This is a genomic window from Gluconacetobacter diazotrophicus PA1 5 (assembly GCF_000021325.1).
Taxonomy (GTDB): Bacteria; Pseudomonadota; Alphaproteobacteria; order Acetobacterales; family Acetobacteraceae; genus Gluconacetobacter; species Gluconacetobacter diazotrophicus.
In genome coordinates this window covers 715,868-737,912 of the sequence record NC_011365.1, presented here as the reverse complement: position 1 = coordinate 737,912, position 22,045 = coordinate 715,868, and the positions used below count along the sequence as shown (strand labels likewise).

Genomic DNA, 22,045 nt, shown 5'->3' with positions numbered 1-22,045 from the left:
GATCAGACACCCCAGAAGTTCCGGCCCGGGGCGATCCAAAAAAGGAAGCACTTCACGCTGGGGCGGTAAGGTAGCCGTCAGGATGGACTAGGCGCCAGCGATAAGCCGTCTCGACGATTTCGTCGAGCGTGATGAAGCGTGGGCTCCAAGAGGTCTCGCGTCGCAGCCGTTCTGCCCCCGCGACCAGGCGGGCCGGGTCACCCTGGCGTCGGGGAGCCAGGCACCATGGGACCGGCTGCCCCGTCACGCGCTCGACGCTGCGGATCACATCCATGTTCGAATGGCCCGTGCCGGTGCCAACGTTATAGACTACGCTGCGGTCTCGAATGACCTCTAACGCCGCCAGGTGGGCATGGGCCAAGTCGCTGACATGGACATAGTCGCGGATGCATGTACCGTCCGGTGTGGGGTAATCGTTGCCGAACAGTTGCAGCGCATCTCGACGGCCCAGTGCCGCGTCGATCACCAGCGGAATTAGATGGGTTTCGGGGCGATGGTCTTCGCCGATCCGTCCGCCGGGATCGGCGCCGGCCGCATTGAAATAGCGCAAGCAGGCACTACGTAATCCGTGAATCCGGTCGGCCCACAACAGGGCACGCTCGACCATATGCTTGCTCTCGCCATAGGGCGAACCGGGAATGATCGGGGTGTCCTCGGTGATCAGCGGGTCCTCGGTCTGGCCGAACAGGGCCGCAGTGGATGAGAAGACGAAGCGTTTGACGCCATTGCGGACGCAGGCATCGATCAGCGTGAAGCCCAAGCCCGCATTGGCTTCCATGTAGCGGAGCGGCTGCTGCATGCTTTCGCCCACTAGCGAAAGCGCCGCGAAATGCAGTACCCCGTCCCACGGACCGTCGGCAAGCACGCTATCGATGAGGGCGCGGTCGACAAGATCGCCTTCGATGAGGGCCACATCCTCCGGGACCGACTCTCGATGGCCGGTGCGCAGATTGTCGAACACGACCACCTTGTGCCCCTCGTCGCGCAGCGCGGCGACCACGTGGCTACCGACATAGCCGGCTCCGCCGGTGATCAGGAAACGGGATTGGTGCGTCATGTTTTAGCTCAATTTTTGTTGGAAGGCTAAGCGAGGCGAAACCTCAACTCCGGTTATTGGATGTTCTCGAAGCGCATTGAATAGCCTCGGAGGGTAGTTTCAAAGAATTATTATTTTATAATTATCTCTTCTGCCAGGTCGCAATCGGAAGTGAAGTTCTGGATCCTATTGTTGGGAAGCGCAAACGTGAGGGTGAGAAGGCAGGTGCCGTAGTGACCCAGCCCTGAAGTGTACTCGATTTGAGATAAGATCTATTTTCGGGAATGGACAATGAAGACAGCGTGTTTCACCCGGGAACAGGTCCTGAAGATTTTGCCGGAGCATAAGGCAAGCGGGACTGCGATCGAACTGTAATCCAATTAAGGCATAGGGGATGTCACATTCTGCATTTGGCGAACGAATATGGCGGGGTGGAGGTTTCGAACGGCCGTTGGCTGAAGGTGTCTGGAAAAGGAAGATTCGAAGTTAAAGCCTTTCCTCTGGCCACGGCACTTAGGGGCATTCCATCAGGCATTCCGCAATGTTACGGCCCAACTGATGGACACCGATGTCGCGGCGATGGCCGGCCTGCCGTGTGCGGTCCAGGATGAAATAATCGGTCGAGGTGCCGATATCGAAGGTGCCATTATTCAGCATGGGCAGGCTGGGCTGGTGGTCGCCGTATAGGGCAAAAATGCCGCCGTCATCGTTCAGCCAGCGGGAGGACGCCAGTTGGCCGATCATTCGGTCGGTGGCCATCAGGCTGTCCAGGTAGCCGCCGAGTTTGGGGGCAAAGGGGCCGGGGGTTGTGGCCTGGGTTGGCCAGGGGCCGTGGTTGGCGACTGTGATGGCGAAGACGAAGACGGGTTGGGTCTGGCGGTCGACGAAGTCGTTGATCCAGGCGCCCAGGACCTCGTCGGGGACGAGGTGGCCGTGCGGGGCGTCGAAGGCCTCGCCGCCGATGAACTGGTCGAAGCCGAGATTGGGCATGACCTTGTGCCGGCCGTAGAACCGGCGGTCGTAGGGATGGACGCAGACCGTCAGGTAGCCCGCCTGCCGCATGCGCGCGGCCAGGGTGTCCAGGGGACGGCGGGCGAAGGAATAATAGGGGTTGAAGCGATCCAGTCCCAGGTCGGATGGGGAGGCGCCGCTGATGACCGCGAATTCGCTGCGTGTCGTGTTGGCCCCCCATGAATCGACATTCAGGTGGCCATGGCGCCAGGCGCGGTCCCGGCAGGCCATATACTCCGTCAGGGGGGACGGCTGGGTGGGGTCCAGCCGGCCGATATCGAAGAAGGATTCGGCCTGGACCAGGACCACCGGCGGCTTGTCCGCCGGCACGGTCACGATGCCGAAGCTGCAGGCGGCCTGGCGTTCAGGCCGTTCCTGGCGCGAGCAGACCGTATGGGCGGCGAAGCTGCCCAGCATGCCCAGTTTTTGCGCGTCCAGCACCGGATCGCCGCTCGGTCCGAACTTGCGCAGGACTTTTGCCATGATGTTCAGCGACGGGCGCCAGAAATAGGCACCGATCGGAACGGCCAGCAGCAGGGCCCCCGCCACGCGGGACAGTACGGGATGGGCCGGCATGGCGGGCGGTTCGACCGAAAACAGCCACGCCGTCGCCAGGACCAGCGTTCCGCCGATTCCATAGAAGACGGCGGGATGGACGTAGGGCAGGTAGAAGCGCGGGTGCGTGAAGACCAGAAAGAGTTCGCTGGCATCGGCAAAGACAACGGGTTCCCGAAGGACCTGGCGTTTGGTGTGGTCGGCCAGCAGCAGGCCCGCGGCCAGAACCGTCCACAGCAGGGCCGATGAGGCCGGCCGCTGGGTCAGCAATGTCAGCGCCAGCCACAGCGTGATGCCGATCACGATGTCCGGGATATCGTTGAGAAACGATCGGGTCAGCTTGCCACTCGTGAACCGAAGCACGAAAAGGGTGACGAGCCCGAGAACCGATACGACAGCAATGGCCCAAGCCTGCATTCTACCACCTTGGTCTTGTTCCGGATGTGGCATACGCGGGGTCATGTGCCAGCGCTACTCCATACACAGATGAGGACCGGTTTGCCATGCCGGGCAGCAAAGGGCTGATATTGCGGTTTTTTTATGAAATCCGATTTATAATTCGTGGCGGCGACGTTGTCTGACGGGCCGGTGATCTGGCTGGACGGACGCAATGCGAAACGGGCCGGCGGGACCGGTGTGGCGCGCTATACCCAGGCCATCGCGGAATGCCTGGAGCAGGCGGGCCTGCCCGCGACCTATCTGACCGATCAGGTCGAGGGAGCGCCGATCGGCCATCCGCATTCTTCGGCCAGGCAGGTCTGGCGTGCGGTGCAGACCCTGCGGCCTGCTTATCCCGCGACGATTTGCCGGGATGGGGGCGCGCCCTATGCGGTGTGCCCGGATATTTTCCGTATCGCGCATGTCAGGTTCAAGCTCTGGGGGGCGCTGGCCACCGTCTCGGTGCCCACGCCGCCCGACATCATGCACTGGACCTATCCGCTGCCGATTCGAATGAAAGGGGCGCGAAATGTGGTGACGATCCACGACGTCGTTCCCCTGACTCATCCGGAACTGACCGGGATCGATCCCGATCGCTATCGGCGGCTGCTGCGGCGTCTGGTCCGTTCGGCCGATGCGGTGGTGACGATTTCCGAGTCGGCGCGTCGCGATATCGCCACCCAATGCGATGTCCCGTTGTCGCATATTCACAACCTGTTCCAGACGGCCGGGTTTTCCGCCGACGAATTGCGGCAGGCGGGGCAGGTGCTGCCGCCCGCGCCACCGGGCTATTTCCTGCATGTCGGCCGCGTCGAAAGCCGGAAGAATATCTGTCGTCTCGTCGCCGCCCATGCGCGCAGCGGCACGCGGCGGCCGCTGGTCCTGATCGGACCCGATGGGGATGACAGGCCCGATTACGCGCCGTTTGTCGGGGACACCCCGGTCCTGCGTCTGCCCTGGTGTGACCAGCCGAGTTTGATCCGGGCGATCCAGGATGCGCATGGTTTGCTCTTTCCCTCGCTGGCCGAGGGATTCGGATTGCCCATCGTCGAGGCGATGGCCCTGGGGACGCCGGTATTGACCGCGCGCGGCGGGGCGACGGAAGAAATTGCCGCGGACGCCGCGATCCTGGTCGATCCCCTGGATATCGATGACATCGCCAGGGGGATCCGGACACTGGACGGGCTGGGGGAAACCTCGGCTTTGCGACTGGCGTTGCAGGGGAAAGGGAGGCTGCGTGCATCCCGGTTTTCCCGTGCCGCCTATACCGAGCGGCTGCGTCAATTCTATTGCTCGTTACTGTAATGAACTGGCGCCCGGGGACCGGATTTTAACGTGGCACAGCGTTGTCGATTTCGAAATGTTTGCTATAACCCCATAAATTCAGACGATTTTGAGAGGATATAACATCGCGAATGCCCGGGAATGACCAGCGATGCGGATAACGGGTGATACAACCGCCTTGTTGCGTCCTCCACCCTTTCACCGGGTCATGCCGGTTCTGGCCGTGAAGCAGGATGGTGCTACGTCGGAACGGGTCTGCGGTTCCGGGCGGGAACTGGACGATCTGGCCGCGCGGATCGTGCGGCAGCGCGTCGGCGGATGTTTCTGGGGGCGGCCTGCCGGAGCACGGCGGCCGGTCGTCGTATATGGCCCGGGATGGGGGGCCGGTTCCCGTCCAATTCGTTCGATCCTGCGGAATGTCTTCGCCGCGCATGCCGCGCAGGACGTGGTTCTGGTCTGCGGGCGGCGCCAGGGCGCACTGGCCGCATGGGGCCGCCGCCATGGGCTGGCGGTAGTCCCGGCCGATACCGATCCGCACGATCTTCTTGACGGTGCGACCTGTGTCTATGCCCACCCGACAACCGATCTGGCCCGGCTGGCCGTTCTGCGCGGCCATGCGGTGAAGGGGATTCCGGATGGGATGAGCCTGGCCGGAATCATGGCCGACATTGCGAATCGCACTGATTATGTCGATCCGTTTACCGGTGCGCCGATGGCATGCGCCGACGCGATCACGCTTCTGGCGGACTGGCGGCGGACGATCATGGCCAATCGCAGGATCGGCGCATGCCTTGGAATGTCGCGATGGAAGCGGCGCAGGATTGCCGATTTCCTGGCGACGGCGCCCGGCCATCCACCCTTTCGCCTGGACATCCGCGCCGGGCAGCGCGGCGCGGTGGCGGTGTGGGCAACCCGGCAGCCACCGGGACTGGAAGATGCGGTGCGCCGGGCGGGTATTCCGTTGTGGCGGGTGGAGGACGGCTTCATCCGATCCATCGGCCTGGGCAGCGCGTTGACCCCGCCTTCGTCGATTACGATCGACACGCGCGGCATGTATTACGACCCGGCGCAGGAGAGCGACCTGGAACATATTCTGGCCACATCCCCCTTTGATGATGTGTTGCGCGCCCGCGCCAGGAAATTGATGGATGCGTTGGTGCTGCTTGGTATTTCCAAATATGGCCCCGGTCGGGCCTCTGCCCTGCCTGCATACTGGGACGCCGCGGGGCGGCGCACGATCCTTGTGCCCGGCCAGGTCGCGGACGACCAGTCGGTGCGCCGTGGGGGCGGGCGGATCGCAGGCAACCTGGAACTGCTGCAGGCGGTCCGGGAGAGCAACCCGGACGCCTTCATCCTCTATCGGCCGCATCCCGATGTCGAAGCGACCCATCGGGTGGGGCATGTGGACGACGCGCTTGTCCTGCGGCTGGCCGATCGGATCGATCGCGGCGGAGCGATCACCGATACGATCGCCCGCGTGGACGAGGTTCATACCCTGACCTCGCTTGCCGGATTCGAGGCCCTGATGCGGGGACGGCGCGTCGTGACCTATGGCGCGCCGTTCTATGCGGGATGGGGGCTGACGGTCGATCGGGGGGACGTTCCCCCCCGCCGGACGCGGCGCCTGTCCCTGGAGGAACTGGTCGCGGGGGTCCTGATCCTGTTTCCGCGTTATCTGGACCCGGTGACCCGGTTGCCATGCAGCCCGGAAGTCCTGATCGAGCGCCTGCAGGACGCCCGGGTCTGGCGGCCTACCTGGTGGATGCGGGCGTTGGCCTTGCAGACAGGCTGGCGCAAGGCTGTCGCGCGCTATCGTGCGGCGGTGGCGTCATGATGTCCAACCCGATCCTGATGGATATTTCCCGGCTGCTGTCGCGTGCCGGCAGCGCGGTACCGACGGGAATCGATCGTGTCGAGCTGGAATACGCGCTGTATCTGTCACGGAATTTCCCGGCGCGGGTGACCTTCGTGGCCTATCACCCGCTGGGGCGGATCGGGGTCCTGCCGCGCCGTCCCACAACCTGGTTCCTGCGGATGCTGGCGCGGGCCTGGACGAACGGGACGCGGCCCTGGCGCGGGGCGTCACTGATGGCCGGGCTGCTGCTGCAGGCGGCGGCGGCCGGCACGGTTGGCGAGACCGCGCGGCGCCGGCTGTATCTGCTGCTGTCGCATCATCACCTGATGAAGCGTGACGTGATCGCCGGTTTCATGGATCGGGCGAATGCCGGATTGGCCGTCATGGTCCACGACCTGATACCGATCGACTATCCGGAATATGCCCGCCCGACCGAACCGGACCGCCATCGGCAGCGTATGGACACGGTGGGCCAACTGGCGGATTCCGTCATCGTGCCCTCGCAGGCCGTGGCGGACTCCCTGCGGCACTACCTGGCGCCGGGTGGCCGCTGCCCGCCGATCGGCGTGGTGCACCATGGATGCCATGTCGATCCAATCTCCACGATCCCGGTCAGCGGCCTGGCGCCGGATGTCCCGTATTTCGTCGTGCTGGGAACGATCGAACCGCGAAAAAATCATTTATTATTGCTTAATATCTGGCGGCATATGGCAACGGGACGTGACCGGAGCCGGTTGCCGCATCTGGTCGTCATCGGGCGCCGCGGCTGGGAAAACGAAAATATACTCGACATGATGGAACGTTGCCCCGCCCTTCAGGGGGTCGTGCACGAATACGCGACATTGTCCGATGTGGTGGTCGCTGATCTGGTCCGGGGGGCGCGCGCCCTGCTGTTTCCCTCGTTCGCCGAAGGATTCGGCCTGCCGTTGCTGGAGGCCCTGTCCATGGGCACCCCTTGCCTGTGCAGCGACCTGCCGGTCTTTCGCGAAATCGCCGGAGATCTGCCCTGTTACCTGGACCCGCTGGATGGACCCGGCTGGCAGCGCAGGATCCTGGACCTGGCCGGAGAGGACACGCGCGAGAACGGCGAGACGCCGGTCTTTGCCGACTGGCCGGCCCAGGTGGCGGCCGGGTTGGCGACGATCGACGGCGCGGTGCGTGCCGATGCGGCGGCGGCCGTTCGTCCGATGAACGTGGAAGCGAGGACGGCGTGCTGAGTTTCCTGGTGCTGCAGGGCAATGCCACCCCGTTCTTTTCCGAATTGGCCGCGGCCCTGAAGGCCGCCGGTCATCACGTCCGTCGCATCGCTTTCAACGGCGGCGATGTCGTCTTTTCCTCGGACGCCACCTGGTTTCGCGGACGCGAGGAGGCCTTGCCCGCCTTCATCGAAGACATCGTGGCGCGCGAACGGCCGGATGCGATGATCCTGTTCGGCGATTGCCGACCGATCCATCGCGTGGCGACCGAGATCGCCCGCGAGCGGGGCATCGCCATATGGGTGTTCGAGGAGGGGTATCTGAGGCCGGGCTGGATTACGCTGGAGCCGCACGGCGTCAATGGATTTTCCGCCCTGCCGCGCGACGCCGCCGCCATCCGGGCGCGCGGGACCGCACCCTGGCCCGCCCCGCGATACAAGCCGCATGCCGATTTCCTGCGGCGGTCGGTCTATGACGTGTCCTATCACGCCCTGCGCGTGGCCCTGACCCCGCTTTTTCCCCACGCGCGGTTTCATGCCGCCATCGACCCGTTCGTGGAATATGCGGGCTGGCTGCGGGACTGGGCCGGGCGCCTGGTGCGCAAGCCGCCGCAGGCGGTACTGCCCGATGGCCCCTTCATGCTGGTGCCGATGCAGATGGAAGGGGACTACCAGCTCCGGGTCCATTCCCCGTTCCACGGCATGGGCCAGGCGCTGGAGCAGATTCTGGGCTCTTTCGCCGCCCATGCGCCCGATACGCTGTCGCTGGTCGTGCGGCGTCACCCGCTCGATCCCCGGCTGACGGACTGGGAGGGGCTGGTCCGTGATCGTGCGCAGGCACTGGGCGTCGCGGACCGGGTTTATTTCATGTCCGAAGGGCCGCTGGAACCGGTCCTGGATTCCTGCATCGGGGTCGTGACGGTGAACAGCACCGTCGGGCTGCTGGCCCTGCGGCGGAACAAGCCGGTCAAAATCCTGGGCGAGGCGATCTACGACGTCGAGGGCTTGACCTTTTCCGGCCCGCTGGGACGCTACTGGCGCGAGGCCTGCGCCCCGGATGCCGGACTGCTGGACGCCTTCTGCCGCATGCTGATCCAGGAGGTGCTGGTCGAGGGTGATTTCTTCACCCCCGAAGGACGGGCGCTGGCGGTCGAGGGATCGGTTCGGCGGATCCTGTCCGCCTATTCCGACAGGGCCTGCAATTCCCGCACGAGAACCGCCGCCGTCGTTTCGATCTGATCGGGCGTGTGCGATGCGCTGACGAAGAAGCGCAGGCGCGCCGCCCGTTCCGGCACCGCGGGATGGATGATCGGCTGGACGTTGATGCCCTGTTCGAATACGGCCTGCGACAGGCGACCGGCCGTCACCGAACTGCCGGTGACCAGCGGCACGATGCCGTAGCCGGCGGAACTGCCGGTATCGAACCCCGCATCCTGGAAAAGACGCAGAAGATGGGCCGAGTTTTCGCGCAGGCGCGCGATGCGCCACGGTTCCTCGCGTATGATGTCCAGTGCGGCCAGCGAGGCGGCGGCGCCGGGCGGCGGCAGGCCGACGGAATAGACGAATCCGGCGGCCGTACGCTTGAGGTAGGTAATGACATCCGCGCGCCCGGCGATGTATCCGCCGCAGGATACCAGGCTTTTGCTGAGGGTCCCCATCCACAGGTCGACCGAATCCGGTGCAACGCCGGCCTGTTCGGCAATGCCGTGCCCGCCCGCGCCCAGCACGCCGGTCGAATGGGCTTCATCCACCAGCGACATGCAGTCGAATTCCCGCGCCAGGGCCACGAAGGCCGCGAGGTCGGGAATATCGCCATCCATGCTGTAATGGCCTTCCAGCACCAGCAGCGCGCGCTTATGAGCCTTGCGGTGCATCCATAGCTGCTCGCGCGCGGCGGCGACGTCGTTGTGGGCGAAGGCGACGCGGCGGGCGCCGGACAGGATCGCGCCCTGGATCAGGCTGTTATGGGCCAGGGCGTCATGGACGATCAGGTCGCCGGGCCGCATCAACTGGGCCAGTGTCGTCACGTTGGTCGCATGGCCCGATACCATCACGACGCAGTCCTCGGCGCCGTGCCATTCGGCCAGCGCATGTTCCAGTTCCCGATGGAACGGGCGTTCCCCCGACACCATGCGGCTGGCCGAAACCGTCGTGCCATATTTGCGCAGCGCGTCCTCGACCCGGGCGATGATCCGGGGATCGCCGTTCAGGCCGAGATAGTCGTAGGACGAGAAATTGATGTAGCTGCGTCCGTCGATCGACGTCGTGGCCCCGTCGAGTCCGTCATGCTGGCGGAAGAACGGATCGGCGATGCCGAGCGCCGCCGCGCGCTTCGCCATGAACTCCATTTCCTCCACGCCCGGCAGGGACCAGCCGCGCGAGCCTGTCTGGGCCGGTGCGGCACCGGACAGGCTGGCCAGCAGCTTGATGCGTTCGCCGAGGCGTCGGCCGAATTTCGGTCCCGTCATGTGGTCAGTTCTTCATTGTTCTGGGAGACGGGTTCGGACGACGCCGAGGCGGCCTGCCGTTCCTCGGCGGACAGATGGCGGTCCAGCACGGCCTCGTCCGGCGTGACGGCGGCGTCCTGGCCGCCGGCACCCAGCAGGGCGGAGACCTGGCGGGCGACGCGCCGTACGGTCATTTCCTGCCAGGCGAAACCGGGAAGCGACACGCCCAGTCGGCGTTCCAGCCCCAGTGCCAGTTCCACCGCCGTCAGCGAATCCATGCCCAGTTCGGCCAGCGGCTGGTCCAGGGGCAGCGCCTCGCGATCGGTCTGCATGATGCGGGTCAGTTCGCCCAGGATCAGGTCGGCGACGATTTCGCGCCGCTGTTCCTCGGTCGCCCCGGCCAGCAGGGTCATCAGGTCGCCGGTGTCGCTATCTTCGTCCCGACGGCGCGCCACGGCGCCGAACAGCGGTTCGTCCAGGATCGGCAGCATGTTTCCGGTTGCCTGCCAGTCCATGTCCGCCAGCACCGGGCACGGATCGGACGAGACGAGCAGGTCGGGCAGGGCGTCCAGCGCCGCCATGGAGCGCATCGATTGCGCGCCCAGCCGGCGATCCAGCGCCTCGCGCGCCGCCGCGTTGCGTTCCAGGAAGCCGGAATCGGCGATCGGTCCCCAGCGGACGGCGCAGCCGGGCAGGCCCGAATCGCGGCGTCGCCGGATCATTGCCTCCACCGCCGCGTTGGCGGCGACATAGGCGCCCTGGCCCGGCGCGCCGAGGGTGATCGTGGCCGAGGAGAAGATCAGGAACAGCGAAAGCGGATCGTCCCGCGTCAGCCGGTCCAGCGCCAGCGCGCCGCCCAGCTTGGCCTGGACCGAGGTGGCGACCTGCTCCTCCGTCAGGGTCGAGACCAGCCCGTCCGCCACGGTGACGGCGGCATGCACGACTCCGCCGAGCGGCGGCATGGTGGCGCGGATATCACCGACCAGCGACGCGAGCGCGGCCGGGTCCGTCACGTCGCAGGCGCGGATTTCGACGCGAAGCGCGCCCGCATCCAGCAGCGTGGCACGCAGGTCGGCGACGCCGTCGGCGGCGGGGCCGCGCCGGCTGACCAGCACCAGGTGCCGGGCCCCCCGCTTCACCAGCCACAGCGCGGCGCGCGCGCCGAACCCGCCGGTTCCCCCAGTGACCAGGACCGTCCGGTCGGCGGGCACATCCAGGTCGGGCGGCAGGTGCACGGGGCCCATCGTCAGGACGATCTTGCCCACATGGGCCGACGTGCGCATCAGCGCGAACGCATCGGTCGCGGCGGCGGCGGGGAAGCTGGTATGTGGCAGCGGGCCCAGCGCGCCCTCTTCCAGCAGGGCGTGAAGGCGCTGCGTCAGGGTGCCGACCAGTTCCGGGCGGTGGCGCACCAGCGCATCGACGTCGATCGCATGATAGCTGACATTCTGCCGCAGCGGGCCGATACCGACCCGGGTATTGGCCAGGAAGTCCCGCTTGCCCAGTTCCAGGAAGCGTCCGAACGGCCGCAGCAGTTCGAGACTGCGCTCCATCGCCTCGCCGCTCAGCGCGTTGAGGACCGCATCGACGCCCTGGCCGTTCGTGGCGGCCAGGACATCCGCGCCGAAGCGCAGCGAGCGGCTGTCCAGGACGGTTTCGATCCCCAGCCGTCGCAGCGCCGCCCGCTTGGCCGGCGAGCCCGCGGTGGCGATGATCCGCGCCCCGACATGGCTGGCATACTGAATGGCGGCCAGGCCGACGCCGCCGGCCGCGCCATGGATCAGCACCGTTTCCCCGGCGCGCAGCGCGCCCACGGTTTCAAGCGCGTACAGCACCGTCAGGTAGGCAACGGGAACGGTGGCGCCGGCCGCGAAGGACAGCCAGTCCGGCAGGGGCAGGACACTGCGCCGGTCCGTGACCACACGGCTGGAATGGGCGGCGGCGGACAGCGCCATGACGCGGTCGCCGGGCGAGAGGTCGGTGACCTGATCCCCCACGGCCTCGACCACGCCGGTGCATTCCATGCCCAGCGTCGCGCCGGCGAAGCCGTCCAGCAGCAACTCATCGGGCAGCATGCCGATGGCGGACAGCACGTCGCGATAGTTCAGGCCGCTGGCGCGGACATCGATGACGACGTCACGCGGCCCGGGCGCAGTGCGGGCTTCCGGGGTCCAGCACAGGCGGTCCAGCGGCCCCGGGACCGGCTGGATCAGCCGCACGGGTTCGGACGCCGGGGCGGCGGCACGATCCGGCAGGCTCTCGCGCAGGCGGCGGACCACGCGTCCGTCGGGGGTCCAGCGCACCTCGCGCTCATCATCCGTCGACGCGCATTCGGCGCGCACGGCCTCTTCGGTTCCGGCCTCCGTCATGGCGGCGGACAGGTCGATCCGCCGGCAGCGCAAGGACGGAAATTCGTTGGCGATCGTCCGGGCCAGGGCCGTACGCGCGGCCTCGTGCGGCGTGCGGGCGGCATCGCGGGTGACGACGGCCAGACGTTCGCCGGCCTCGGCGGCCTGCCGTGCGTCCTCGGCCAGGGCCAGCATCGCCCGGGCGGTGAGGGCGGTTTCGTCGTCCTCGTGACCCTCGGGCGCGTAGGACAGGCGGACCGGCGGCAGGACGGGGGCCGGTTCGGGGGCGGCGGCCAGCGGGTCTTCGGCCTCGGCCGCGACAGCCGCCAGCAGCGCGAGCGGGAACGGCGTCTGGCTGGGCGTGCTCTCGGCCACCGCGCGCAGGCGATGCGGCAGGTCGCGCCACGCGGCGATGGTGGTCAGCGGATCGGCGGACAGGTCGCGCAGGACGCCCCAGCCCCCGTCCTCGGCCGCCTCGGCCACCAGGATCAGGCCGCCCGGGGCCAGCCGGTCGGCCTGCGCCAAGATGGCGGCCGGCACGATGCCGTGCAGGCCGGGCGTGTAGGCGACCAGGACGTCATAGGCGCCGGCCGGAACGGTCTCGGCCAGGACGATGCCGGGCAGGTGGGCCAGCACCGTCGGGCGCAGCCGGGCCTGCCGTTCGCGGTTGGGTTCCAGGATCGTGTAATCCAGGCTCCCCGGCAGTCCGGCCAGGCGCGGGGCCAGTTGGCGGGTCAGGGTACCCCGGTCGGCATGCAGTTCCAGCACGCGTATCGGGCGGTCCTGCGGCCAGTCGCGCGTATAGGCGGCAATGGCGTCGGCGATCTGCGCCGCCGCCAGTTCGGCGGCACGGCCGGACAGCAACTGCCGGAACGCGATGTCGGGAAAGGCGTCGTCGCCCGGCATCGCTTCGTGGAGAGGGGCTTTGCCGCGCCGTTCGCCCACCCAGGCCAGCAGCAGCGCCGCCGGCAGCCATTGCGGCAGGTCCAGGAACAGGGTCTGCCAGACGCGCGTGACGTCTGGTGTCTCGCCCTGGGGTGCATCGCCCGCGGGCGCGTCGCAGGCGGTCAGGAAGGCCTGGGCCAGAAGGCCGGCATCCTTGTCGTCCGCGTCGCCGGCCGGTGTTTCCATGACCGGACGCAGGGCCAGGAAGCGGTCGTCGGACAACGGGGCGGGGGTGAGGGGCGACGGCAGCCAGATTTCATGGAAGCTGCGCTCGGCCACCGGGGTGGGGCGTTCGCCCGGCATGCGGGTGAACCAGCAGGCGGTGGCCGACAGCACCGCGCGCCCGTCGCCGTCCAGCATGACGATATCGGCCTCGGTCTCGCGCGGGCCGGACGTCGTGACGGTGGCCTGTCCACGGACCGGTTCCGCCGCCGTCAGGTCCAGGCGGATCACGCCGAACTTGCGGGGCAGCGGCGCATCCGTGGATTCGGTTCCGGCCCCGGCATGGTTGACGGCCAGTCCGACCAGCCCCTGGAAGGTGCCGTCCAGCGCCGTCGGGTCCAGCGTCAGGCCCGCCATCGGGGCGTGCCCGGTCAATGTCACCTCGACCCGGCCTTCGGCCATGGACGTGGCGGCGACGCGCTGGAAGGCCGGCCCGTAGGCCAGCCCGGCGGCACGCGCCGTGGCATACAGCGCATCCCCCGCCAGCATGGAATCGGTGGCGGCGGGCGGCAGCGCCGCAGGGGGGACAGGTGCCACGCCGGCCCGTGTGGTCGCATGGCGCGTCCAGACCGCGTGGGCCAGCCTCGGCCGGCTGTCGAGGGTGATCGTGCCGTCCGCTGCCAGCCGGACCCGGATTTCACGCAACTGTGCCGGTTCGATGATGATCGGGCGCATGATCTGGAAGTCGCGCAGTTCCAGCACCTGCGCCGCCGGCCATGCCGCCCGCGCGGCGGTGAAGGCGAATTCGATCATGCAGGCCGCGGCCAGGACGATGGTATCGCCGACCTTGTGGTCGGCCAGCCAGGGCTGCACCGCGCCGTCCAGATGCGCGATCCACTCGTTCGGATCCGCCTTGCCGCGCGCGCCCAGCAGGGGATGGGTGTTCTGCTGGTCGCACAGGACCACGGACGCGTCTTCGGTCGGGGTGTACCAGTGGCGCTCGCGCTGCCACTGGACGCCGGGCAGGCCACGGACCTGGGCCGGGCCAGTGAAGCACGACGCCGACAGGATATCGCCGCCCGCGGCAAAGCAGGCCAGGGCCGCGCGGGGGAACGGGTCGGTGGTGACCCGGGCCGGCACCGCCGGTATGGCCCGGAACTGCACGTCGCTGTCCCGCAGGATCTCGCGCAGGTAATGCTGCAGGACCGGGCGCGGGCTGATCTCGATGAAGATGGCGCCGCCCTGGGCGGCCGCCTGGCGCACGGATTCGGCGAAGAGGACCGGCGCGCGGACGTTGCGCCACCAATACTCGGCGTCGAACGTCGCGGTCACCGGCTGGCCCGTCACGGTCGAGATCAGCACCCGCTCCGGCAGGCGTGCGGTGATGGCGCCCAGGTCCTGGACCAGCGGGGTCGAGATCGGGTCCATCCGGCTGCTGTGATAGGCGTACCCGACCTTCAGCCGGTGGATCTGCAGCGCCGTGCCGGCGTTCGCCGCCTCCAGCCGGTCCAGCGCGTCCAGATCGCCCGCGACGGCCAGGGCGTTCGGCGCGTTGAAAGCCGCGATTTCCAGTTCCGGCGCGGCCTGCTTCAGCAGGCGCGTCGCCTCCTCCAAATCGCCATGCAGCGCGGCCATGCCGCCGCCGGGCGCTGCCGCCTGGTGACGGCTGCGCAGGACGACGATGCGCGCGGCCTCTTCCATGTCCAGCATCCCGGCGTAGAAGGCCGCCGCGATTTCGCCCACGCTATGGCCGATCGCGATATCCGCCCGCACGCCCTGCCGTTCCAGGCCGCGCAGGACGCCGATCTGGAAGGCGAACAGCATCGGCTGCGCGATGTCCGCCGGTTCGGCCGACCAGTCGCCCGACCGCATCGTCTCCAGCACCGACCAGCCGAGATGCGGGCGCAGCGCCGCGTCGGCCTCGGCGATGCCGGCGGCGAACGGGGCGCTGATCTCCAGCAGTTCCTGCCCCATTCCCGAAAACTGGGTGCCGTTGCCGGAAAAGACGAACACCGTGCGCCCCTGGGCCAGGGCCTGTCCGGTCACCACATCGGGATGGACCCGCGAGTCCACCCAGGTCGCCAGGGACGCGCGCATGTCCGCCGCATTCCCGCCGGGAACGCCCAGGCGATAGGGCAGGTGGGCGCGGCGGGTCGCGACGCCGCGCAGGTCGGCGTCGCTCCACGATCTGGCGGACCAGATCCGTGCCAGGTCGCGCAATCCGGCCTCGGACCGGGCGGACAGCAGCAACGGCACGGCGCGGCCCGGCGCGGCCTCGGGCGCGGACGGGCGGGCAGCCTGATCGGCGGCCCCGGCCGGGGCGGTGGCCAGGATCGCGTGGGCGTTGGCGCCCCCGAAGCCGAAATTGTTGACGCCGGCGATCAGTTCGCCCTCGCCGAGCGGCCGGGCCTTCGTCACCACATCCAGGTTGAGGTCCGCGAACGGGATGGCCGGACTGGGATTTTCGCAATGCAGCGAGGCCGGCAGGCGCCGCTTCTGCAGCGCCAGCATCGCCTTCAGCAGGCTGACCAGCCCCGACGCGGGCTCCAGATGCCCGACATTGGTCTTCACCGACCCGATCGGCAGCGGCGTGGCGCGCGCCTGGCCCAGCACGCTGCCCAGCGCCTTCGTTTCCACGGGGTCCCCGGCCGGGGTGCCGGTGCCGTGGGCCTCGACGAAGGCGAGCCGGTCGGGCGAGATTCCGGCCTGGTCGTAAATGTCCCGCAGCAGGGCGGCCTGGGCCTTGGCGCTGGGGAAGGTCAGGCCCGGCGTCCGCCCGTCGGCATTGACAGCGGTGCGGAGAATGACCGCGCGAATGTCGTCCCCGTCGCGCTGGGCGGCCGACAGGGGCTTCAGCAGGACCATGGCCCCGCCTTCGCCGCGCACATAGCCGTCGGCATCGGCGCTGAACGAATGGCACCGTCCCTTCGGGGACAGCATGCCCGCCGCGCAGAAGCCGATGAACGGATAGGGCGACAGCAGCATGCTGACGCCGCCCACCAGGGCCGCGTCGATACGGCCGGCGCGCAGATCCTCGCACGCGCTGTGCAGGGCGAACAGCGAGGACGAGCAGGCGGTGTCGACCGTCATGCTCGGCCCGCGCAGGCCAAGGGCGTGGGAGATACGGTTGGCGAAGATGCTGAGCGTGTTGCCCGGCATGAAATAGGCGTCGCCGTTCGCCGGGTCGGTCAGGCGCTGGTTGGCATATTCCAGCCCCGAGGCGCCGATATAGACACCGGCCGTCGCGATCCTCTCGGACGTCGTCCCGGCATCCTCCAGCGCTTCCCACGCCAGTTCCAGCAGCAGGCGCTGCTGCGGGTCGATCTGCCGGGCCTCGCGCGCCGAAATGCCGAAGAACGCGGCGTCGAACAGTTCGACATTGTCCAGGGTCGCGGCGTGCGTCGCATAGAATTTCCCGGCCTCGCCCCGCCGCGGGTGCCAGAAATCCCGCAGGGGAAACCGGTCGCCCGGAAGCGGCCTGACGCTTTCGCGTTCCTCGTCCAGAAGGTGCCAGAGACCTTCAAGGTCCGTCGCGCCGGGCAGACGGCAGGAAGCACCGATGATGGCGATGGGGTCTTCCGGAGTATCGGTAATGTGCCCAGGCATGGAACGATTCTGCATGAAGGGATATAATTCCAAATGCGACCAATGAATCAGGATGTAACGCGATCGAGACGGGGGGAAAAGGGCTGGCGGAACCGAAAAGCGGCGAAACGGAGGGGCACCGGTTCCACCCGATCACGCCCAGGACATCCATGGCTTATCGGGTCCAAGGTGAACGATCCCGGTCCCTTTTGCGATGCATACGGATTCTGCCGGGTCTTCTTCAATTCGTTGTTTGGTCGAGCCGGATGCGCAAGGCAAGCGGACAGCGCCGGATGAATCCGGAGCTGGATCGTTGGGTGGCAGGGTAATTCCGGGAAAAGTCACGGCGCTGTGATGGAAATTGTCCAGCACCGCACGGAGGGTGTGGTGTCCGCGGCGGGATTCGAACCCACGGCCCCAGGATTCATCCCACTTCGGCTTTCGCCGCCGCCATCGTCGATGGCGTTCGTGGTCTGGACTGTCCCTTCACCCTGGGCCCGAAGGCCGACAGGTGCCGCCCGTCCAGTCTCTACACCGTCCCGGCAGGCGCCGGGCTTGGCTCGGGATCGGCACGACCGCGCGGTCAGAGCGTTCCCCGAATTTGAGCGGATCCGTCATGCGGTTTCCCATCATGACGCCCAATTTGAAAACCAGGAATCCTGTGCTCTATCCTGCTGAGCTACGCGGACACACACGACGCTTCTAGCCGAGCGGGACGGTTCGGGCAAGCGCGCAGGTCACCGGCGGCGCCCCGCCATCGCGGTCGCGGCCAGGCGCGCGATATGGCGGCGGCAGAGCGCGAGGTCCGGGGCGCCGGTCTGCTTGCACTCCAGTTCCAGGCGCTGGGTCTGTTCGGCGGCCTCCATCAGGCGGGCGGCCGTCCACAGGGAAAGGGCCTGGCCGAAGGCATCGGTCCGCTTGAAGAAGACGGGCGGGCGCAGGCCGCGCATGGCGTCGGCGCGGCTCTGGCCGCCATCCATGGCGATTCGCGCGCGCCGCAGCCGGTGCAGGTGCGACAGCAGCGACCGGGCGACCGCGATCGGGCTGGTGCCCTCGGCCAGCGCGCGCTCGATCGCGATATCCGCGCCGGCCCGGTCGCCCGCTGTCGCGGCGAAGGCCGCGTCTTCCAGCGACACGCCCGCCGCGTCCCCGATGCACATCCGCACGTCGTCCAGCGAGAGCTGGCCGCCCCGCCCGGCATAGAGGGCGAGCTTCTCGACCTCGCCTCGTGTCGCGGCCCGGTTCGGTCCCAGCAGGCCGGCGAACCAGGACAGGGCGTCGGGATCGATGCGAATGTCCTCTTCCGCCAGCATCTGGCGGATCGAGGCTTCCAGCGCGCGGCCTTCCTCGGGGTAGCAGGCGATGGCGGCGCAATCGGCCTGCGCCTCGGCCAGCGCGCGCAGGCGCGCGCGCGAGGCCAGGCCCGGGGCCTCGACGATCACCAGCGTATCCGATGGCCGGGCCAGGCTGGCCTTCAGCGGGGCCGTCAGGCTGTCCCCGCCGTCGCGGACCCAGACGACGCGGCGGCCGCCGGCAAGGGATAGCGCGAAGATCTCCTCGTCCAGCCGGTCCGCCGCGTCGCGGTCCAGCACGGCGACGCGGAACGGGTCGTCCAGGTTCGGGGCGATGGCGGTCGCGGCCAGACGGGCGCGTTCGCGGATCAGGCCGGAATCGTCGCCGTGCAGCAGGATGACGCGCAGCGCCCCGGGTTCACGCAGGATGCGGGCGACCGAGCGCGCGTCGATCTTCACTGGTTGATCAGGGTCCCGTTGGCGGGCTCGGTCTCCGACGCGCCGGACGGGTTGGGCAGCGAACGTCCGATGGCCATGCCCGGCATGCCGTCCTCGCCGACCGACTGGCGTGGCATCTCGTTGCTGGCATTGGGCATGACGTTCGGGTCGATATAGGTCGGCTGCGGGGCGACGACCCGCTGGGCGGGCGTGGTATGGCTGCGGAACCATACCGCGAGCTGCTGGGTGATGCGCTCGGCGATCGTGTCGGCCACGCGCCGGCCGAGCGTGGCCTGGTTCAGGTTCTGGGCGAAATACTGCTCGAAAGACTCGTTCTCGCCGTCCACGGTCTGGGCGTCGCCCTGGGTCAGAAGGACGGGGTTGGGGGCGACGGTATACAGCATCCAGTGCGCGTGGCCCGTGGCGCGGGTACGCCCGCTGGTGTTGTCCGAATGGATGTCGATCGCTTCGTTCATCACATAGGAATTGACGCGCAGCGTATAGCCGGTCGGGTCCTCGGGGCCGGCACCGGCCAGGTCCTGCTGCAGGAACAGCCGCAATTCCTGGCCGTACCGTTCCGGAATGCTCGCGACATAGACCTGCCGAAGCTCGTCGGGAATGTTGTCCGCGGCGCTGCCGCCGGCACCCTTGCCGCCATAGAGGGGCTGGAAGCCGCATCCGCCCAGGGACAGCGACCCGGCCAGCAACAGGGCCCCAAGGACGGCGCGGCGCGGCGGGGCGGTCATCGGGTCAGCCCGCGATCACGAAATTGACGATGCGGTTGGGCACGTGGATGCGCTTGACGATGCGCTTGCCCTCCAGCAGCCGGGCGACGTTGGTCTCCGTTTCCGCCAGGGCGATGACCGCATCCGCCGGGGCGTCGGGCGGGGCCGCGACCGTGCCGCGCAGCTTGCCCATGATCTGAACCGCGATCGTGACCTGGCGGGCGACCAGCAGTTCGGGCTCGGCGACCGGCCACGGGCGGCTGACGGCGGGGGATTGTCCGGGCTCCAGCAGGGCCAGCATGTCCTCGGCCTGGTGCGGCACCATCGGGGCGGCCAGCAGGCACAGGGTCAGCGCGGCCTCGCGCCGGGCGAAATCCATGCCGTCGTCGCCTGACGCGCGTTCGGACTCCGCCAGCGCGGTCGTCAGTTCGTGCAGGCGGGCCACCGCGACGTTGATCGCGAAGCTTTCCAGCGCGTCGGTCACGGCGGCGATGGCGCGGTGGGTGGCCCGGCGCAGCGTATCGGCGGCTTCCGTGGGCGTGGCGGCGGCTTCCGCCACGGGCTGCACGGATTCGGCGACGGTGCGCACGGTCCGGTACAGCCGCTGCAGGAAGCGCGCGGCGCCGGCCACGCCGGCCTCGGTCCATTCCATGTCGCGTTCCGGCGGGCTGTCCGACAGCACGAACCAGCGTGCGGTATCGGCGCCGAACCGTTCGATGATCGCGACCGGCGCTACGGTGTTGCGCTTGGACTTGGACATTTTCTCGACGCGGCCGATCGTCACCGGGGCGCCGGTATCGCGGCTGACCGCGCCATCGGCACGGCGGTCGACTTCCTCGGGATACAGCCACTGGCCCGCCGCGTCGCGATAGCTCTCGTGGTTCACCATGCCCTGGGTGAACAGGCCGTCGAACGGCTCGTCCAGCCCGACATGCCCGGTTTCGCGCATCGCCCGGGTGAAGAAGCGGGCATAGAGCAGATGCAGGATCGCGTGTTCGATGCCGCCGATATACTGGTCGACCGGCAGCCAGCCGTCCGCCGCCGGGCGCACGGTCGGCGCTGCCGCGTGCGGCGCGGTGAAGCGGGCGAAGTACCACGAACTGTCCACGAACGTGTCGAACGTATCGGTTTCACGCGTGGCGGCGGCGCCGCAACGCGGGCAGGCGACGTGCTTCCAGGTCGGATGATGGTCCAGCGGATTGCCGGGACGGTCGAACGTCACGTCCTCGGGCAGCACCACGGGCAACTGGTCGTCGGGCACCGGCACCGCGCCGCAGGACGCGCAATGGATCACCGGGATCGGGCAGCCCCAGTACCGCTGGCGCGAGATGCCCCAGTCGCGCAGGCGCCAGTTCACCACGCCCCGGCCGACGCCCATGCCTTCCAGCCGGGTGATCGCCTCGGCCTTCGCGGTGGCCGAATCCAGCCCGTCGAGGAAGCCGGAATTGAACAGCGTGCCGTCACCGTCCCACGCCTTGCCGGTAATGGTGAAGGTCGTGGCGTCCTCGCCGGGCGGCAGGATCACCGGCTGGAACGGCAGGTGATAGGCATTGGCGAAATCCAGGTCGCGCTGGTCACCGCAGGGGCAGCCGAAGATCGCGCCCGTGCCGTAATCCATCAGCACGAAATTGGCGATCCAGACCGGGAAGCTGCGATCCGGCAGGAAGGGATGCGATACCCGCAACCCGGTATCGAAACCGCGCTTTTCCGCCGTTTCGATCGCTTCCTCGGACGTGCCCAGGCGGCGGCATTCGGCGATGAACGCGGCGGCGGCGGGATTGTCCTGCGCCACCTTGGCCGCCAGCGGGTGGTCCGCCGCGACGGCGAGGAAGGCCATGCCGAACAGCGTATCCGGCCGCGTGGTGAAGACCTCGACCGAATCGAGGTCGGTGTCGAAACCCTCGGGCGGGGCATGCAGGGCAAAACGCACCCGCGCGCCGACCGACCGGCCGATCCAGCGTTCCTGCATCGTCCGTACCCGCTCGGGCCAGCGGGGCAGGTGCGACAGCCCGTCCAGCAGGTCGGGCGCGAATTTGGTGATGCGCAGGAACCACTGCGAAAGCTGCTTCTTTTCGATCAGCGCGCCGGACCGCCAGCCGCGGCCGTCCACCACCTGTTCGTTCGCCAGCACCGTATGGTCCACCGGGTCCCAGTTCACCCAGCTTTCGCGGCGTTCGACCAGGCCGGCCCCCAGCATGTCCAGGAACAGCTTCTGCTGCTTGCCGTAATAGTCCGGCAGGCAGGTCGCGATCTCGCGGTCCCAGTTGAACGAGAAGCCCAGGCGCTTCAGCGTCGCGCGCATGGCGGCGATGTTGTCCAGGGTCCAGGCCTGCGGGTGCACGCCGCGTTCGCGCGCCGCGTTTTCCGCCGGCAGGCCGAACGCGTCCCAGCCCATCGGGTGCAGCACCGAATGGCCGCGGGCCCGCTTGTACCGAGCCACCACGTCGCCCAGCGTATAGTTGCGGACATGGCCCATATGAAGCTGCCCCGACGGGTAGGGGAACATCTCCAGCACGTAATATTTCGGGCGGTCGGCGGGGGGCACGTCGGGCACGTCGAAAGCCCCCGCCCGGTCCCATTCGGCCTGCCAGTGCGGCTCGGCCGTGCGGAAATCATAGGGGGCGGGGGAATTCTCGGTCATGATCATGGTCCGGGGCACGTGGCCCGATCGTCTATGGGGGCCCTGATCGATCGATGCAGGGAAGCGGGCCGCGCCGGGGCGGCGCGGG

General features: G+C 68.1%; 11 protein-coding genes. 4 read left to right on the top strand and 7 right to left on the bottom strand.

The features are described 5' to 3' along the window. Window positions 1-52: 52 nt before the first annotated feature. Both galE and GDIA_RS03175 read right to left on the bottom strand, forming a co-directional pair. A complete protein-coding gene (galE, locus tag GDIA_RS03180) occupies window positions 53-1,057 on the bottom strand; it encodes a UDP-glucose 4-epimerase GalE (protein ID WP_012553265.1) in 1,005 nt (334 codons plus the stop codon). Window positions 1,058-1,549: 492 nt separating this feature from the next. Further along, entirely contained in the window at window positions 1,550-2,965 is a 1,416-nt protein-coding gene (locus GDIA_RS03175; protein ID WP_244455088.1) for an LTA synthase family protein, read from the bottom strand. Between the two features lie 210 nt (window positions 2,966-3,175). Here GDIA_RS03175 and GDIA_RS03170 point away from each other — a divergent pair, with 210 nt between their 5' ends. The 4 genes from GDIA_RS03170 to GDIA_RS03155 all read left to right on the top strand — a co-directional run bounded on the left by GDIA_RS03170 (window position 3,176) and on the right by GDIA_RS03155 (window position 8,613). Further along, on the top strand, window positions 3,176-4,345 hold the full coding sequence (locus GDIA_RS03170; RefSeq protein WP_012553263.1) for a glycosyltransferase family 4 protein: 1,170 nt from the start codon (window positions 3,176-3,178) through the stop codon (window positions 4,343-4,345). A 187-nt stretch (window positions 4,346-4,532) separates the two neighbouring features. Then, the gene (locus tag GDIA_RS03165) at window positions 4,533-6,158 is read left to right on the top strand and encodes a capsular polysaccharide export protein, LipB/KpsS family (RefSeq protein WP_244455087.1); all 1,626 of its coding nucleotides are present in this window, start codon (window positions 4,533-4,535) and stop codon (window positions 6,156-6,158) included. Beyond that, window positions 6,155-7,396, top strand: a complete 1,242-nt coding sequence (locus GDIA_RS03160) for a glycosyltransferase family 4 protein (protein WP_012553261.1) — start codon at window positions 6,155-6,157, stop codon at window positions 7,394-7,396. The genes GDIA_RS03165 and GDIA_RS03160 overlap by 4 nt, the downstream gene beginning before the upstream one ends. Next, on the top strand, window positions 7,390-8,613 hold the full coding sequence (locus tag GDIA_RS03155; protein ID WP_012553260.1) for a capsule polysaccharide biogenesis protein: 1,224 nt from the start codon (window positions 7,390-7,392) through the stop codon (window positions 8,611-8,613). The genes GDIA_RS03160 and GDIA_RS03155 overlap by 7 nt, the downstream gene beginning before the upstream one ends. Here the strand turns inward: GDIA_RS03155 and GDIA_RS03150 are convergent. The 5 genes from GDIA_RS03150 to leuS all read right to left on the bottom strand — a co-directional run bounded on the left by GDIA_RS03150 (window position 8,556) and on the right by leuS (window position 21,957). Next, the gene (locus GDIA_RS03150) at window positions 8,556-9,842 is read right to left on the bottom strand and encodes an aminotransferase class I/II-fold pyridoxal phosphate-dependent enzyme (protein WP_012553259.1); all 1,287 of its coding nucleotides are present in this window, start codon (window positions 9,840-9,842) and stop codon (window positions 8,556-8,558) included. The genes GDIA_RS03155 and GDIA_RS03150 overlap by 58 nt on opposite strands. Beyond that, a complete protein-coding gene (locus tag GDIA_RS03145; RefSeq protein ID WP_244455086.1) occupies window positions 9,839-16,882 on the bottom strand; it encodes a type I polyketide synthase in 7,044 nt (2,347 codons plus the stop codon). Before GDIA_RS03145 ends, GDIA_RS03150 begins: the two co-directional genes overlap by 4 nt. A gap of 716 nt (window positions 16,883-17,598) precedes the next feature. After that, on the bottom strand, window positions 17,599-18,612 hold the full coding sequence (gene holA, locus GDIA_RS03140; RefSeq protein ID WP_012226364.1) for a DNA polymerase III subunit delta: 1,014 nt from the start codon (window positions 18,610-18,612) through the stop codon (window positions 17,599-17,601). After that, window positions 18,609-19,337: an LPS assembly lipoprotein LptE gene (locus tag GDIA_RS03135; RefSeq protein WP_012226362.1), complete on the bottom strand. Its 729-nt coding sequence runs from the start codon at window positions 19,335-19,337 to the stop codon at window positions 18,609-18,611. The genes holA and GDIA_RS03135 overlap by 4 nt, the downstream gene beginning before the upstream one ends. 4 nt (window positions 19,338-19,341) lie before the next feature. Further along, on the bottom strand, window positions 19,342-21,957 hold the full coding sequence (leuS, locus tag GDIA_RS03130) for a leucine--tRNA ligase (protein ID WP_012553257.1): 2,616 nt from the start codon (window positions 21,955-21,957) through the stop codon (window positions 19,342-19,344). Window positions 21,958-22,045: the final 88 nt, after the last annotated feature.